Below are 15,568 nucleotides of genomic sequence, written 5' to 3'. Positions count from 1 at the left end.
TTGGTAACGAAGTGGGATTAAACTGTCTGATTTATTTTTTATATTTATTAAGGTGTCTTTTTTATGGGTGATATAGATGTAAGTCTAATAGATTTGAAAGCTTTATCGGATCCAGCTTGTAAATTAGTTGACGCTGTTAGTAAAACTATAGGTGTTTTGTATGAGCCAACTCATATTCGTCGTAAAGCCAGAGCTGAATCTGATGCTTTAGTTATTATGGCAAGAGGAGAGGAAGATGCTTTAGCTATAAGAGCTGCAAAAAGAGTATCAACGCAAGAAACACGAAGGCAGGAAAATATAGAATGTATTATTGATAGATCAATTGAATACCTTGATCAAATAAATATCGATAATAAAGTTTCAATCGATCAAGACTGGTTGTCTTTTTATTTTGATAAATGTCAAGATGTTTCAGTGGAAAATGTTCAGGTTTTATGGGCAAAGATATTAGCTAATGAAGTTGTTGAACCTGAAGCGTGTAGTAGAGCTACAATATTGATTCTCCAGTCTTTAAGTAACAACGATATTCTTTTATTTAATAATTATTGCCAGTTTTTATTTAAAGTAAATGGTGAAATATTGCGCTTTAAGTATTCAGCCTTAAATAAAGAAATGGAGGCTAAGGGTATTTACGAAACTGATATTCGTCATCTTCAAGATATTGGCTTAATTCAGCCGCAGCAGCAGTTTCATTTTACAAAGAATGAAAGATATGTAATTGAATACGGTGAAAATAAGTTTTCAATGATATTAAAAGGTCATCGTGAAAATAAAACAGAATTTCTAACTAAAGCTGGTCGAGAGCTATACCAGTTTATTGAAGATTCTCCAAGTGAAAAATATTATGAAATTTTGTTTAGTCGTTCTCAGATAATGTCTAAAAAAGTTAAAGAAATCAAGTGAGAGAGCATTGTTGAGACACGCATATTACGACGCCTGTTTTTTTAAATATTCTTAACATGCGTGTCCTGCTAAATTCTTAAGAGCAAGCAAAGGCTTTCCAAAAGAGAAGCTATATATGCGAAAAATTTATAGTGTTTATGCTCATTTTTGAAGCCGAAATTTTATGACTTATCGATTTAAATTGACCAAAGAAAAGAAAAACCACAACTATAACCATTATGGAAAAGATTTGTTGATGAAGTAGAAAAAATTTAAAATCAAAAATTAAAGGAGGTTGATCCCTTGAATTCCTATTTTTCTAATTGAAACATATAAAGCAATTTAAAAAAATAAGGAGTTATTAATGGATATTGCTAAGTGCGTTACGGATGGTGTTGTTTACTACGCTGAAAAATTTTCTCTATTTGAAGGAGCAGAGTTAGCATCTAAAAGGCGTAATCTGATTTGTACTGAATGTGGTGCTGATGCATTTTTTAGAAAAGAATCTACCAGTGGACAAGCAGCATGTTTTGGTGCTCGCCCTCATGTAAATGATTGCTCATTTGCATCACCTGAAACTCAACGAGTTGAGCTTGATGGTGGAGAGGAGGATTTTATTAGAAATCCCGGCACTAAAATAGAAATTGATCTCAACTATGGTGCAGCTGAGCAAAACTTTGATATTGATTCGGAAGATGCTGAAGGAAGTAACCAAGAGCGTGGTCGTCATTCAGGAAGAGGTAGTAGACCTTCTGCCATCATGCATAGGCGACTAAGTACTCTATTAAAAAATTTGATCAACTCTGAAGACTTTCGTGAATCTCATCAAGCAATTGAGCTGGCAGGATATGAGCCCACATCTGTAAGAGATTTTTTTGTTGCTTTCGATATGGTAGGCCGAGAGCATTCAGGACAATTCAAAGGTTATTGGGGGCTAATTACAGATGCAAGATATGGTCGTGATGGGGATCTTTGGTTGAATTCAGGGGATCGTAGTGCTGTAAGTTGTGTCATTTCAGAAAAGTCGGTAGATGGTTTTCTGAAAAAATATAAAGTCAAAAACCTTGAAAAATTTTCAGGTGCATTTGTGTTAATGCTCGGAACAAAAAGTACTTCTCAGAGAGGTAAAAAATTTATATGGGCAGAGGATGAAGCTAACTGCACTGCATTAGCGTTCTAATAATCTACCCTAATTGAAAAAGTGAATTTAAATAAATAGAAGAGTTTACTATCCATTGACCCCACCCAAATCTTGATCTAACATTCTTTTTGCACTGGCAAAATTCAGTGCTCGGGATTGGCGTTCCGAAATCACAGCGGATACAGATGCCGCTTTATCGCGGTTTTTTTGTGTCTGGCGTATAGCTCTCTTGTTATGGGTGAGCTGTGCGGGGCGTCTTCGGACGCGCCAGCTCTGTGACTGGTACGCCAACCCGTATGGCTTGCCCACCTTAATTGGCGTTGAGGTGGTCTATTAATAGGCAATCACAGGAGGCCAAAGATGGCTCACATTCAAACTACGAACAATGATGCTCCAGTTGTTCAAATCATCGACGACCAAATCACTACAACTTCAACCGACATTGCCAAGTGCTTTCATAAGCGCCATGACAATATTTTACGCAAGATAGAAAACCTTGAATGCAGTACAAATTTTCATGCCCTCAATTTTGAGGATATGATAATTGATGTGGAAGTAGGCAAGGGCGCAACTCGCCAAGATAGAGGGTATCGCATCACCCGCGACGGTTTCGTTTTCTTGGCCATGGGCTTCACCGGCGCAAAAGCCGCCCAATTCAAAGAAGCCTACATCAATGCGTTTAATCAGATGGAAAAACAACACAAGGAGCAAAAACACCTTCCAGCAACCTCCGACAGCACCGCGGTCGCAGAAACCAACAGCTATTCCCTAAAAGGAAAGCAACTGCTCAACAGCATCGTGACGTCCATGAAACTCACCAGCAACCCAGTCGTCTTACCTGCGAGTGAAGTCACCGACATGATACAAGCCATCCGACTCTACCAAACCCAAATCGCCCAGCTTTCTTTCTATCAAGGGTAACCAGACTGGGTAAACGACAACATCACCCGCGTCAAAGACTTCGCCCAACGCAACTTTGTAGACTTCTAAGCGGTAAGCCTTTCCAGTCAACAAAAGCAAGCCTACAAAAGTGGGCTTTAGTTGTTTTTCAACGGGTAAAAAGATAGCTTAGTTAGAAAGTTTTAGTTTATTTTTATATAGAGTTTCAGGGAGAAAACCTATGCGTGTTTATCACTTTGTTAATGATAGTTATGGTAAACAAAATTTAGAGAAAAAAAGGTTGAAAGTTGCTCGGATAATGGAATTAAATGATCCATTTGAATTCCTAGGAATGGACTTGACTGATAGAGTTGCTAGATATGCTATTAATAAAACCAAAGAAGATTTGAATAAAGGATATGGTATCCTATGTTTTAGTAAAAACTGGAAAAATCCTGTTCAATGGGCTCACTATGCAGATAAACATAAAGGTATTTGTTTAGGTTTTGATATTCCTGATCACCTTCTTAATAAAGTTGAATATATTAATGAAAGAATTTCATATAGTGGTGGCGAGTTTACACTAAAGGAAATAATGATTTTTTTTACTTCTAAATTTAAGCACTGGGAATATGAGAACGAGTATCGATGTTTTTCAGAATTAATAAATAAAGATGGAGATTTGTACTTTTCTAAATTTAGTTCAACACTTATTCTAAAAGAAGTGATAGTTGGTGCTAGTTCTAATCTTAACATTACCGATATTGCATCTTTAGTAGATGAAGAAGTAGAAATATTTAAAGTTCGTCCAGCTTTTAAAACCTTTCAAATGGTACAAAATAAAACCATAAAAAAAATACGAGGGAAGATAACAGTTAGTGAGTAACCTTCAAAAAACCAAACCAAACACCCCCAAGCCCCATCCCGCGATGGGCTTTTTCGTTTCTGTCCTTCCATTTTTATCTAAGGAGTAATCATGTGTCAGATGATGTCGCTCGGTGGTTTTGTGTTTTCGCTCAGCGAAGGCAAGCTATACGAGGGTTTGCAGCGCATCAATAACGCTGATTTAAAGTGCCATTTCAATGATGGCATTTTCAGTGTTTTACCCACATAATATTTATACTATTAAAGGAGGCAAGTAGAAGTATGAATAATATTTTAAAGCGTTCTATCGTTAGTATAGCTGTCATTGGGTGTGGTAATACGATGGTTTTCGCAGAATCCAATAACAGCTCTGAATCAAACTGGGAAGGTTTTTATGCCGGTTTGTCTTTAGGTATTTTGTCTGGCTCAGCTAGCCCTGATACAGCAATTGAGCATGCTGGGTATTTTTCAGAGGAACCATCTGGCTCAGATAAAGAACAGATTAACCCTATTTTGCAGCGAAAAATAAAAGACAGCAGCATAGTTGGTTCATTATTGCTGGGATATAACATTCGGTCAGGTAATCTTGTTTATGGTGTTGAGGCGGATCTTACAGGCCCAACGTCTGCAATGTCAGAAACAGCTTCCAATGTAGCCTACGATACTCAGCCAGGCTCGACGTTCACAACGAAAACAACGGTCGAAACAGACTTTTCTTTGAGTATTCGACCTAAAATCGGTTACATAAATGGTGATTTCTTACTTTATGTTTCTGCTGGCCCAACAATAGGACGCTTCAAGACAACACATCGTTATACAGACACCTACGTATCTGGTATAGATTATCTATTTACAGATGAACAAACTTCAGTAGGGCTTTCTGTCAGTATTGGTGCTGACTACGCTATTTCCGATAGCTGGATGGTTCGTGCTGATTATGTCTACAGTAATTACTCAGATATTCTCGACGGGGATGGGGATATAGATAAGGATGGTGCTACTGACGACATTCATTATGACTCAAGTTTTGTTTCGCAAAACGTTCGCTTCTCAGTAATTAAGCAGTTTTAACGAGTAGGCTTCCGTTGCTGTTTTTGATGAATTATAAAGATAAATTAAATATGACCTTATACTAGATTCAAATTTTTATAGGATTTAAGAGTTGTTATGAAAGGGCATTTAATTAAGGCGTTATGGTTCTTATTCGGTTTTATTATTTTTATTATTGTTGAAAGTCTTGCTTATCATGGTGTTGAGGCTGCAAATGGTACTGGTTCACTTGCCATTATTGGCTTTGCTATTTTTGTGTTATGGGCAGTTATTCAAGGTGCTTTTTCAGCTCGAAAAGCGAATTATAATTGGGCATTTATTATTGGTGCAACATTAGCATATGTCCTCGCGAGTGGCTCTTTGAAGCCTATTTTAATAACATTGTTGCTGTTTTCCGTTTGTCATGGTGTGTTTAATAGAAGGATTATTGCGCCAAGTTTAGATCAAGATGAGTGGGCGAATAAATAATGAAATTTGTGGTCAGATGAAAATTAGCGATATATCTTCATCTGACTTCTATTATCAGATATCACGAACATTTACTCGCCCATATCGCATCCGCAAACTCAGGATGATCGATAAAGGGATTTCGATTACCTTGTAGTTCTTCTACTCTATTATTTCGACGTTTTTCAAAGTGGGTTACGGCAAACTTTTCATGCCATTCAAGCAACGTGCACAAGTCGCCGATGGAAGGCTGTCCGCTTTGTTTTTCGTTGCTGTCTAATATAATTAAATCAGGCATGTTCTCTGGTGAGGCGCTGTCACCTTTTTCGTAGCGAACTGCCATGTAAAAAAGCATGCGAGCGATTTGGCCTTTTGCTCTGTCTGTTGGTTCGAAGGATTCATTGGCTTTGTCTAGATAGGCACCAGATAAGACTTGGCTGCCATCGACCAGCTTGTCATAGACTGGTTTGCCACCGTTATCGTAGCCATAGTTGCTGTGTGCACCATTTATGTTGCGGTCAGCAGGGCGCAGGTGGTGCAAATCTGTGTAGCCGTCTTGGCTTTGTTTTTTGAAACCACGGGATTTTGGCCACACGTGTTCACGATCCCATGAATCGTTTTTGCTTTTCCCTCGGTTTGCTTGGTCCATGTGCCTTACGTCATCTAAGTACAACAGTTGTACTAAACCGCATTTTGGCGTTTCATCTGGGCAAGCGGAGTCGGTGTAAACCAGTGCTTCCCACACATCCATTTTTACACCATCGTACCAATCTGTATTGCCACTCGTTGTGTATTTGAGGGCTTTTTGGCCATCTATGATGGTGTGGAGTTTGGCTTTTAATGCTTCACCGGTTAATCCTTCGGTGCCATCATAATAGCCTGCTGACACATAGGCTGAAAAGAAGATAAGAAACACAAACACACTACGCAACATAACCCGCCCCTTGCTTTGAAGATTTGGCTGGATTGTAGGTGAGTAGCGGGTGTCTTTTATGAGAGGAATTGCAACGTTTTGTTATTTTCTTAAAACCTATCTATTTGAAAATTAATAAGTTATTGATGTGTATGAACTGAGAGGTGAAGGGGGGGGGTGTGACGATGCTTCGTTTTGATTGAATGGATCATTCTCGTTGAGAGTAGCTTTTTAGGAAACGTGAATAAAACGAGAGGTTAACTTGTTGCGAAAGCGATTCGCTGGATTACGAATGCCCCAATGAAACAAGGCAATAGTCATGATTCTACAATCGTGAGAGACTAGGCCTCGACAGAAAGTACCGTTAGCCTAACTTATATTTGGACACCGTGAAATAAAGTGCGTATCGCCATTTGAAATGAGAAAGAAGCGTCATCAATCGATAAAATGTTAGAAAACAAGTGCTTTTTTGTTAATTGAATCGTGAGAGGGTGTTAAGAAGTTGGCGTGACTAGGGTAGAATATCGTCATTATAGAACAATTTATGATTGGAGCGACTGTGAACGCAGGTGAAGTAAAAGCACTTTTGGAATCTTCTATCCGTGAGAGTGAAGTTCTTGCAGAAGGAGAGGGTTGTAATTTTAGAGTAGTTGTCGTGTCGAGCGAATTCGAAGGCATGTCAACGGTGAAGAGGCAGCAGCTAGTTTATTCCCATTTACAAGATGCTATTGCCAGTGGTGCTATTCACGCCGTTACCATGAAAACTTACACGCCTGAACAAGCCAGTAAGCTGTAAAAAAATATTATAAGAGATTGATTGTATGGATAAGCTTTTAATTACGGGTGGATCGCCCTTAAATGGTGTTGTACGAGCTTCAGGTGCTAAAAATGCCGCGTTACCTATTTTGGCGGCGACCTTGTTAACTAAAGATTTGATTACCATAAAGAATTTGCCTCACTTGCACGACATTACGACCATGTTGGAACTGTTAGGTTCCATGGGTTGTGGTGTAGTAGTGGATGAAAAAATGAGTGTGCAACTGGATATTTCAACACTTAACAATTGTGAAGCGCCTTATGAATTGGTGAAAACCATGCGTGCTTCTATCTTGGTGTTGGGCCCATTGGTGAGTCATTTTGGTCGCGCTGTTGTGTCCTTGCCTGGTGGTTGTGCCATTGGTAGTCGCCCAGTTGATTTGCACTTACGTGGTTTGGAAGCCATGGGAGCGAAAATTGATGTGACTGGCGGTAACATTGTCGCAACGGTAGACGGTCGTTTACAGGGCGCTCGTATTTTCTTTGATAAAGTCACGGTAACCGGTACAGAGAACTTGTTAATGGCGGCGACTTTGGCGGAAGGTCAAACGATCTTGGAAAATGCGGCTCGTGAACCTGAAGTGGTTGATCTGGCTGAGTGTTTGATTGCCATGGGTGCGAAGATTACTGGTCACGGAACAGATACCATTGTGATTGATGGTGTTGAGTCACTAAATGGCACAACTTACCCTGTTATGCCTGACCGCATTGAAACCGGTACTTTCCTAGTTGCTGCAGCGATCACGGGCGGTAAAGTCAAAGTGATTGATACGGATGTGAAATCATTAGAAGCGGTGTTAGCTAAGTTAGAAGAAGCGGGTGCGAAAGTCACTTGTGGCGAAAATTGGATTGAAGTGGATATGGAAGGGCGTCGACCAAATGCGGTTAATATTAGTACCGCTCCTTATCCGGCTTTCCCAACCGATATGCAAGCGCAATTTGTTGCCCTTAACTCAGTGGCAACCGGTGTTGGTCGAGTCATCGAAAACATTTTTGAAAACCGTTTTATGCACGTAGACGAAATGCTGAGAATGGGTGCAGACATCGAAGTGATGGGGAATACCGCCATCATTAAAGGCTGCGATAAGCTTAAAGGTGCGCCGGTTATGGCAACTGACCTTCGTGCTTCGGCCAGCTTGGTATTGTCTGCTTTGGTGGCGGAAGGTGATACGAAAATAGACCGTATTTATCACATTGACCGTGGCTATGAATGTATCGAAGAAAAGTTCGGTGCTTTGGGTGCAAAAATTTCACGAGTTTTAAATTAATATGAGCAAAGCATTAACCATCGCCCTTTCAAAAGGGCGTATTTTAGGTGAAACCTTACCTTTGTTGGAAAAAGCCAACATCATTCCTGCTGAAGATATCAGTAAAAGTCGTAAGCTGATTTTCGATACCAATCACGAACACATTAAATTAGTGATTCTTCGTGCTACGGATGTGCCCACTTATGTAGAGCATGGCGTAGCTGATTTTGGTGTGGCTGGTAAAGATGTTTTAATGGAGGCTGGCACCAAAAATTTATATGAGCTACTTGATCTAAAGATCTCTAAGTGTCGTTTAATGACTGCGGGTGTGGTGGGGCAATCCTTGCCAACACGCCGTTTGAAAGTGGCTTCCAAATTCTCCAAAACAGCAAAAGCCTATTTTGCTGAACAAGGCATTCAAGCGGATGTAATCAAGCTGTATGGCGCGATGGAATTGGCCCCTATTATGGGCTTGGCTGATTTAATCGTGGACATTGTGGATACAGGCAATACTTTGAAAGCAAATGGTCTGGAAGCGAGAGATTTGATTGCGCCCATTAGTACGCGTTTGGTCGTGAATAAAGCGGCTTATAAAACCAAATACGCTGAGATTGAGCCGATTCTTGAAATGTTGAGAAAGGCTGTAGAAGAAAACGAGGGTAAATAGTTGAAACTGAATATACGAGAGTTTTCTTCGAGCTCTGTAGACTTTCGTGCAGAGCTTGAAACTTTGCTGGCCTGGGATTCTGTCTCTGATGCTGGCGTTCAGCAAGCCGTTACCGATATCGTCACGCAGGTTAGACAGCGTGGCGATGACGCGGTTGTTGAATTTACAAACCGTTTTGATCGTCGTGATGTTAGCGCTGCAAGTGAATTGGAAATTTCGCGTGAGCAGTTAGCGGAAGCGAAATTGCGTGTCAGTGATGAGCTGGTGGCTAGTCTAGAAGCAGCAGCGCAACGAGTGCATGATTATCACGAGCGACAAAAGCAACCTTCTTGGCAGTACCAAGAGGCCAATGGCACGGTGCTGGGTCAAAAAGTGACGCCATTAGATCGAGTTGGGGTTTATGTTCCTGGTGGTAAGGCCGCCTACCCATCTTCTGTCTTAATGAATGTGATGCCGGCAAAAGTGGCGGGTGTTGGTGAGATTATCATGGTGGTACCGACGCCTGATGGCTTTGTGAATGACATCGTTTTGGCGGCTGCCTATATTGCCGGTGTGGATCGAGTCTTTACCGTTGGTGGTGCGCAAGCGGTTGCCGCATTGGCTTACGGCACGGAAACCATCCCTAAAGTCGATAAGATTGTCGGTCCTGGCAATATTTATGTGGCGACAGCTAAGCGCATGGTATTTGGTGCGGTGGGCATTGATATGATTGCTGGGCCATCTGAAATCTTGGTGGTATGTGACGGCAAAACGGATCCTGATTGGATTGCAATGGATTTGTTCTCGCAAGCTGAACATGATGAAGATGCACAATCGATTTTGATCTCGCCTGATGCGGATTACATTCAGCAAGTTAAACAATCTATGGAGACCTTGATTGAGTCTCAAAGCCGAAAAGACATCATTAAAGTGTCTTTAGAAGGTCGTGCTGCTTTGATCCATGTGGCTGATATGGAAGAGGCGATGGACATTGCCAATCTAGTGGCGGCTGAGCATTTGGAATTGTCGGTTGATGAGCCAGAAAAATGGGCGGAAAAAATTCGACATGCAGGGGCCATTTTCATGGGGCGTCATACGCCGGAAGCACTAGGTGACTATTGTGCAGGGCCGAACCACGTGTTGCCGACCTCTGGTACCGCGCGTTTTTCTTCTCCATTGGGTGTGTATGACTTTCAAAAACGCAGTTCTTTGATTAATTGTTCGCCTCAGGGTGCGAGTGAGTTGGCTAAAATAGCATCACCTTTAGCTCGTGGTGAGTCATTGGAAGCGCATGCTATGTCGGCTGAATACCGTATTCTTAAGGATTAATCATGCTGGGCAAAAGTCACGGTCATTCTAATGCGATTTATTCAATTCGCCGTGTCACGCGAATTTTGGCGTTAGTCATTTTATTGTTGGTGGGAGCAGGATTTTTCCTACCAACAGACTATCGAGTTGAACGCAGTGTGGTGATTGATGCCTCTGCTGCGAATATTCTTGATGTGGCTTTGGATGGCCGTAATTTGCCTTTGTGGATGCATGTGCAAAATGGACGACTGCGAGATTCTCAAGGTGAATTGTCGGTCGGCCAAAGTGTTGCCATAGACTATCAAGATAAGGCTGACCAGGGCGCCCTCACTTTATTGTCCGTCGGGCCTTCACTATTCACTTTTGATGTTCGCCCTAAGCCAAACGTTAACTTGGTACAGAATCAGATTCGTTTCTTGTCTGTGTCGCAAGGTACTCAAGTGATTTGGCAGATTGAAGGGGATTTAGACGCAGGATTTATCGGTCCTTATCTCGCTTTGTTTGCAAATGACATGGCAGGTAAGAATTTTGAAATTAGCTTGCAGAAACTGAAAAATCTGGTGGAGAATCAGATTCAATAAGTGATTCTTTGCATCGCAGGCTGTTTATCTAAGGTGATCTTCGTTTGGTAAGATTGCCGTCCTCTTAATCCAAGTAATGAAATGCTGGTGCCCGGTTTCAGGGAGGCAATGAGTCTTTTTATTTGAATCGGATCTCTGCTTGGGGTTTGATTGATTTCTAGAATGATGTCACCCACTTCAATGCCCGCTTTGTCTGCTGGACTTTCATTGGTGATGTCACTCACAAGTAAGCCGTATTCTGATGGCAGGGCTAAATTATTAGCAAGATTGTGAGTAATCTTTTGTGCTTCCATTCCTAAATAGCCGCGAATAACCTCGCCATGAGCAATAATGTCCTGCATAACACTCATAGCATCATCAATTGGTGTGGCAAAGCCAATGCCTTGTGAGCCGCCAGAACTCGAGTAAATGGCAGAGCTAATGCCGATTAATTCACCTTGCATGTTAACCAAAGCGCCACCTGAATTTCCAGGGTTGATAGCGGCGTCTGTTTGTAGAAAGTTTTCGTATGTATTTAAGCCGATACTGTTGCGGCCTTTGGCACTAATGATGCCTGAGGTAACAGTTTGACCTATGCCAAATGGATTGCCTATGGCTAAGATCTGATCGCCTATTTGTACTGTTTCGCTCTGGCCGATTTGTATGCTTGGCAAATCATTAAGTTGTATTTTTAGAACGGCCAAATCGGTTGAGGGGTCGGAGCCGATTAAATCGGCGGCGAGTCGTCTTTCATCGTTTAGGGCAACGGTGATGCTTTGGGCATTTTGGATCACGTGATGATTGGTGAGGATGAAGCCATCAGGGGTAATGATCACGCCAGAACCTAAGCTGGTGGTTTGTGTAGTGGCGGTTTTGTCAGTCCAGTGACGTTTTGTAAATTTCTGGCTATATATGCTGACCACGGAAGGTGTGGTGGCTTTGACAATGTCTGCAAAACTAAAAGGACGTTGGCTTTTACGATTGTCTTGGATGAGTAGCGTGGTCAGACCTATACAAGCGCCTAATAGAATGGCGATAATAGTGGGCATCCAGTAAATTTTTAGCTTCATCATTGATAAGGGGTTGCTTTGTTACGCAGTGAATTTGAATTATTGCTGAATCGGACGCTAAGGCCAAGTCGTTTTAAAGATTATGCGCCAAACGGCTTGCAGGTTGAAGGAAAAAACCAAATTAAGCGCATTGTGACGGGGGTTACGGCCAACCAGGCTTTGATCGAGGCGGCTGTCGCTTGGCAGGCTGATGCGATTTTTGTTCATCACGGTTACTTTTGGAAAAATGAAGCGCCTGAGATTGTAGGTATGAAGTATCGCCGTATTTCAACCTTAATTAAGAATGACATTAATTTGTATGGCTATCATCTGCCATTAGATGCGCATGTAGAATTTGGTAACAATGCCGGTTTGGCGACGGCTTTAGGTCTTACATCTCGCGAAAGTTTGCAGTCAGGTGTGCCCCTAGAGGAATCCATTGGTTTAGTGGGTACGCTGGAGAAAGAGATGTCTCTGGATTCCTTTCAGTTGCTGGTTGAGCAAGCGGTGCAGAGAAGTGTGCTGTTTGAGCGTGTGTCTGAAAAGCCGATTAAGCGAGTCGCTTTGTGTACTGGTGGTGCGCAGGGGTATATTGAGCAAGCGATTAATGTTGGTGCAGATGTGTATATCACTGGGGAAGTATCGGAGCAAACGATTCATATTGCTAGAGAGATGGGCATTCATTTTGTTGCTGCTGGTCATCACGCGACAGAGCGTTTTGGCGCCCAGTCTATGGCCAAATTCTTGTCGGAGCAATCTGGACTGGAAGCCATATTTATCGATATTGATAATCCAGCTTAAAAAGATCCTTTTCTTCATAAAAAAACGGGCTATGTGAATGGCCCGTTTTTTTATGAGATTCAGTGATGCTGGTTAAAGCCACTGTGAGGTTTAGATACCACGCTTGGGTTCAAGCTCAATGTCTGGTTCTTTAAGGCCAAATGCTTCGCTCAACATGCCTTGATCTTGCGCTTGTTTAAGAGCGTAATCTCTAGGTGGTTCCGCAGGGATGTTTTCATCATTGGATTGGCTTGTTGGAGCCGAATCAATTTTGACATTGCTTAGTTGTGAAGCATTGCTGGCTAGATTGTTTTTTAGTTCAGCAAGACGTTTTTCAACCATGATTATTTGCTCATTACTGTCTGCAAAGAAGTTATCAATAATGACTTGTTTATTATCAAGTTCCTGTTGTAGAGACTTCATGGTAACCAGATTGCCTGTTGAGTCTGGTTGCTTGATATTGCTCTTAGCGAGCAGATTCTTTATTGAGTAGGTTGCGATACCCCCAACAATAATACCTGTAATAAAAACAATGACATTGAATTCTTCTAAATTCATAACTCTCTCCTTAAAACATATTTCCATTATAGCTTATATAGGGAAAAGCGTAACAGGATGAGAGGTGTTGTTTAAGTTACAATTTGTTAGAATGCATGTAATTCACTTATTCATACGAAAGACTGACATGACACCAATCACACGTTATAAAGAAGACCTCAAGCGCGAAGATTTTCATTACGATCCAGCACAAGAAGAAGCCGTAGAAGCCTTACAAGATTTATTTGATCGACTGCTTGCTAAGCAAGAGCCTGAATCAACAGGTTTGTTCGGCATGTTTAAGAAAAAGAAACAGCTGCAAGTTGAGCAAGGATTGTATTTTTGGGGTGGGGTAGGTCGCGGTAAGACCTACTTGATGGATACGTTTTTTGACTGCTTACCGACTGAGAAAAAGTTGCGGTTGCACTTCCATCGCTTTATGCAGATGGTTCATCAAGAGCTTAGAAAGTTAAATGATGTTAAAAACCCGTTAGAAATCGTGGGTAAGCAAATTTCCGATAAAGCTCAGGTGCTGTGTTTCGATGAATTTTTCGTGACAGACATTACCGATGCGATGATCTTGGCTGGTTTGTTAGAAGAGTTATTTAAAAACGGCACTAGCTTGGTCGCTACTTCCAACATAGAGCCTGATGGTTTGTATAAAAACGGCTTGCAGCGAGCACGATTCCTGCCAGCCATTGATTTGGTGAAGCAATATACCAAGGTGATGAATGTTGATGGTGGCGTCGATTATCGTCTAAGGACACTAAAACAAGCTAAATTATACCATTACCCGCTCAATGATGAATCCGCTGATCAATTGAATGAAAGGTTTATGAGCCTGATTACCGATGCTTCACATATTGTAGAAGGTGGTAGCGTTGAGATTGAAGGGCGTGACATACCTTTATTAAGAAGCTGTGAAGATTTGGCTTGGTTTGATATTAATGCCTTGTGTGATGGTCCTCGAAGTCAGGTTGATTACATTGAAATCGCTCGACTTTATACCACAGTAATCATTTCCGGTTTGCCACAAATGGATGCCGCTCGCGATGACTTGGCAAGACGTTTTATTAACTTGGTTGATGAGTTTTATGATCGCCACGTTAAAGTGATATTTTCCGCAGAAGTGGCCATCATAGACATTTATCAAGGGACGCGCTTGAAATTTGAATATGACCGAACGATCAGTCGTTTACTGGAAATGCAATCTGAAGAATATTTATCCCTTGAACACCGCCCGTAATGGCGATTACGGCTTTCTTATGTGTTAGAAATGCTGTATACTTCGCTCGCCTTTTTAAAAGGTAAGTGTACGTTGATTGATCTGAATAAGATCGGCCAACCAATAATAATAGGTATAGCGTGTTATAAGCACGCGTATTGATAGGGTTTTTTTGATGAAAACTTTTACTGCTAAACCTGCTGAAGTACGTCGCGACTGGTTCGTGGTTGATGCTGAAGGCAAAACTCTTGGTCGTTTGGCGACCGAAATTGCTCGCCGTCTACGCGGTAAGCATAAAGCTGAATACACTCCTCATGTTGACACTGGTGATTACATCGTTGTTATCAATGCTGAGAAAGTTCACGTTACAGGTAACAAAGCTGCAGCTAAACAATACTACCGCCATACTGGTTACCCAGGCGGCTTGCGTTCTATGAATTTCGAGAAGTTGATTGATCACGCTCCAGAGCGCGTTCTTGAAATCGCCGTAAAAGGTATGTTGCCAAAAGGTCCATTGGGCCGTGCAATGCACAAGAAAATGAAAGTATACGCTGGTACTGAGCATCCACATGCTGCTCAACAGCCTCAAGAACTTAACATTTAATACGGAAGATCATTATGTCAGCTACTCAATACTACGGTACAGGTCGTCGTAAAACGTCTACCGCTCGTGTGTTCCTAAAAGCCGGTTCTGGTAACCTAGTTATCAACAACCGTTCTATCGATCAGTACTTCGGTCGTGAAACTGCTCGCATGGTTGTTCGTCAGCCTCTTGAGCTTGTTGAAGCAACTGAAAAATTTGACGTATACATCACTGTTAAAGGTGGTGGTATTTCTGGTCAAGCTGGTGCGATCCGTCATGGTATCACACGTGCGCTAATGCAATACGATGAAACTCTTCGTCGTTCTCTACGTTCTGCTGGTTACGTAACTCGTGACTCTCGTGAAGTTGAGCGTAAGAAAGTCGGCCTTCGTAAAGCACGTCGTCGTCCTCAGTTCTCTAAGCGTTAATATTCGCTTTAGAATCTGTATTAAAACGCTTGGTGATTACGCCAAGCGTTTTTTTTGTTTTAAATATGCGTTGTCGGCAATCTTGTAACAAAATGATTTTTCACAGAAAAAGCATTTAAAAGATGGTAGAATAGGGCATATTTTTGGTGAGAGTGTCTGTTTATCGCTGGCCACTCCATCAATTTGGTTTATTTGTCCTCTTCTTTAAGAGGG

General features: G+C 41.6%; 19 protein-coding genes. 16 read left to right on the top strand and 3 right to left on the bottom strand.

Translation table 11 applies throughout. The features are described 5' to 3' along the window. The first annotated feature begins 63 nt into the window (after positions 1-63). From ACHUFM_RS03415 to ACHUFM_RS03385, 7 genes are all read left to right on the top strand, one after another. On the top strand, positions 64-903 hold the full coding sequence (locus tag ACHUFM_RS03415) for a DUF2806 domain-containing protein (protein ID WP_394179570.1): 840 nt from the start codon (positions 64-66) through the stop codon (positions 901-903). Between the two features lie 343 nt (positions 904-1,246). Then, complete coding sequence (locus tag ACHUFM_RS03410; protein ID WP_394179568.1) at positions 1,247-2,062, top strand: hypothetical protein; 816 nt, start codon at positions 1,247-1,249, stop codon at positions 2,060-2,062. Positions 2,063-2,383: 321 nt separating this feature from the next. Next, on the top strand, positions 2,384-2,944 hold the full coding sequence (locus ACHUFM_RS03405) for a Rha family transcriptional regulator (RefSeq protein ID WP_394179566.1): 561 nt from the start codon (positions 2,384-2,386) through the stop codon (positions 2,942-2,944). Positions 2,945-3,143: 199 nt separating this feature from the next. Next, a complete protein-coding gene (locus ACHUFM_RS03400; RefSeq protein WP_394179564.1) occupies positions 3,144-3,788 on the top strand; it encodes a DUF2971 domain-containing protein in 645 nt (214 codons plus the stop codon). Between the two features lie 90 nt (positions 3,789-3,878). After that, on the top strand, positions 3,879-4,016 hold the full coding sequence (locus ACHUFM_RS03395) for a hypothetical protein (protein ID WP_394179562.1): 138 nt from the start codon (positions 3,879-3,881) through the stop codon (positions 4,014-4,016). Positions 4,017-4,048: 32 nt separating this feature from the next. Beyond that, a complete protein-coding gene (locus tag ACHUFM_RS03390; RefSeq protein ID WP_394179560.1) occupies positions 4,049-4,837 on the top strand; it encodes an outer membrane protein in 789 nt (262 codons plus the stop codon). Between the two features lie 96 nt (positions 4,838-4,933). Beyond that, complete coding sequence (locus ACHUFM_RS03385; RefSeq protein WP_394179558.1) at positions 4,934-5,284, top strand: hypothetical protein; 351 nt, start codon at positions 4,934-4,936, stop codon at positions 5,282-5,284. A 61-nt stretch (positions 5,285-5,345) separates the two neighbouring features. Here the strand turns inward: ACHUFM_RS03385 and ACHUFM_RS03380 are convergent, their stop codons facing one another. Next, positions 5,346-6,197, bottom strand: a complete 852-nt coding sequence (locus tag ACHUFM_RS03380; RefSeq protein ID WP_394179556.1) for an endonuclease I family protein — start codon at positions 6,195-6,197, stop codon at positions 5,346-5,348. Between the two features lie 538 nt (positions 6,198-6,735). Between ACHUFM_RS03380 and ACHUFM_RS03375 the strand changes: the two genes are divergently transcribed. The 5 genes from ACHUFM_RS03375 to ACHUFM_RS03355 are packed head-to-tail and all read left to right on the top strand — an operon-like array spanning position 6,736 to position 10,774. Then, positions 6,736-6,972 carry a BolA family protein gene (locus ACHUFM_RS03375; RefSeq protein WP_113874860.1) on the top strand — a complete coding sequence of 79 codons (237 nt, stop codon included), beginning with the start codon at positions 6,736-6,738 and terminating at the stop codon, positions 6,970-6,972. Positions 6,973-6,997: 25 nt separating this feature from the next. Further along, complete coding sequence (gene murA / locus ACHUFM_RS03370; protein ID WP_113874634.1) at positions 6,998-8,260, top strand: UDP-N-acetylglucosamine 1-carboxyvinyltransferase; 1,263 nt, start codon at positions 6,998-7,000, stop codon at positions 8,258-8,260. A gap of 1 nt (position 8,261) precedes the next feature. Next, on the top strand, positions 8,262-8,906 hold the full coding sequence (gene hisG / locus ACHUFM_RS03365; protein ID WP_394179553.1) for an ATP phosphoribosyltransferase: 645 nt from the start codon (positions 8,262-8,264) through the stop codon (positions 8,904-8,906). Beyond that, the gene (hisD, locus tag ACHUFM_RS03360; RefSeq protein ID WP_394179551.1) at positions 8,907-10,214 is read left to right on the top strand and encodes a histidinol dehydrogenase; all 1,308 of its coding nucleotides are present in this window, start codon (positions 8,907-8,909) and stop codon (positions 10,212-10,214) included. A 2-nt stretch (positions 10,215-10,216) separates the two neighbouring features. Then, a complete protein-coding gene (locus tag ACHUFM_RS03355; protein WP_394179549.1) occupies positions 10,217-10,774 on the top strand; it encodes an SRPBCC family protein in 558 nt (185 codons plus the stop codon). Here ACHUFM_RS03355 and ACHUFM_RS03350 read toward each other — a convergent pair. Next, the gene (locus ACHUFM_RS03350; protein ID WP_394179547.1) at positions 10,768-11,826 is read right to left on the bottom strand and encodes a S1C family serine protease; all 1,059 of its coding nucleotides are present in this window, start codon (positions 11,824-11,826) and stop codon (positions 10,768-10,770) included. The two genes, ACHUFM_RS03355 and ACHUFM_RS03350, sit on opposite strands and share 7 nt — an antisense overlap. Before the next feature lie 15 nt (positions 11,827-11,841). Here ACHUFM_RS03350 and ACHUFM_RS03345 point away from each other — a divergent pair, with 15 nt between their 5' ends. Then, a complete protein-coding gene (locus ACHUFM_RS03345) occupies positions 11,842-12,603 on the top strand; it encodes a Nif3-like dinuclear metal center hexameric protein (RefSeq protein WP_394179546.1) in 762 nt (253 codons plus the stop codon). A 90-nt stretch (positions 12,604-12,693) separates the two neighbouring features. On the opposite strand, the gene ACHUFM_RS03340 is transcribed toward ACHUFM_RS03345, so the two are convergent. Then, positions 12,694-13,140 carry a Z-ring associated ZapG family protein gene (locus ACHUFM_RS03340; protein WP_394179545.1) on the bottom strand — a complete coding sequence of 149 codons (447 nt, stop codon included), beginning with the start codon at positions 13,138-13,140 and terminating at the stop codon, positions 12,694-12,696. A gap of 127 nt (positions 13,141-13,267) precedes the next feature. On the opposite strand from ACHUFM_RS03340, the gene zapE reads away from it, so the two are divergent. The 3 genes from zapE to rpsI all read left to right on the top strand — a co-directional run bounded on the left by zapE (position 13,268) and on the right by rpsI (position 15,355). Next, a complete protein-coding gene (zapE, locus tag ACHUFM_RS03335; protein ID WP_394179543.1) occupies positions 13,268-14,365 on the top strand; it encodes a cell division protein ZapE in 1,098 nt (365 codons plus the stop codon). Between the two features lie 154 nt (positions 14,366-14,519). Further along, positions 14,520-14,948, top strand: a complete 429-nt coding sequence (gene rplM, locus ACHUFM_RS03330) for a 50S ribosomal protein L13 (protein WP_013796474.1) — start codon at positions 14,520-14,522, stop codon at positions 14,946-14,948. A gap of 14 nt (positions 14,949-14,962) precedes the next feature. Continuing rightward, positions 14,963-15,355: a 30S ribosomal protein S9 gene (gene rpsI / locus ACHUFM_RS03325; protein ID WP_063333982.1), complete on the top strand. Its 393-nt coding sequence runs from the start codon at positions 14,963-14,965 to the stop codon at positions 15,353-15,355. The last annotated feature ends 213 nt before the right edge of the window (positions 15,356-15,568 follow it).

It is taken from the genome of Marinomonas posidonica (genome assembly GCF_043643765.1).
In the GTDB taxonomy this organism is placed as follows: domain Bacteria; phylum Pseudomonadota; class Gammaproteobacteria; order Pseudomonadales; family Marinomonadaceae; genus Marinomonas; species Marinomonas posidonica_A.
Note: the sequence above shows the minus strand (reverse complement) of the source record. Positions and strands in the feature narration are given on the sequence as shown.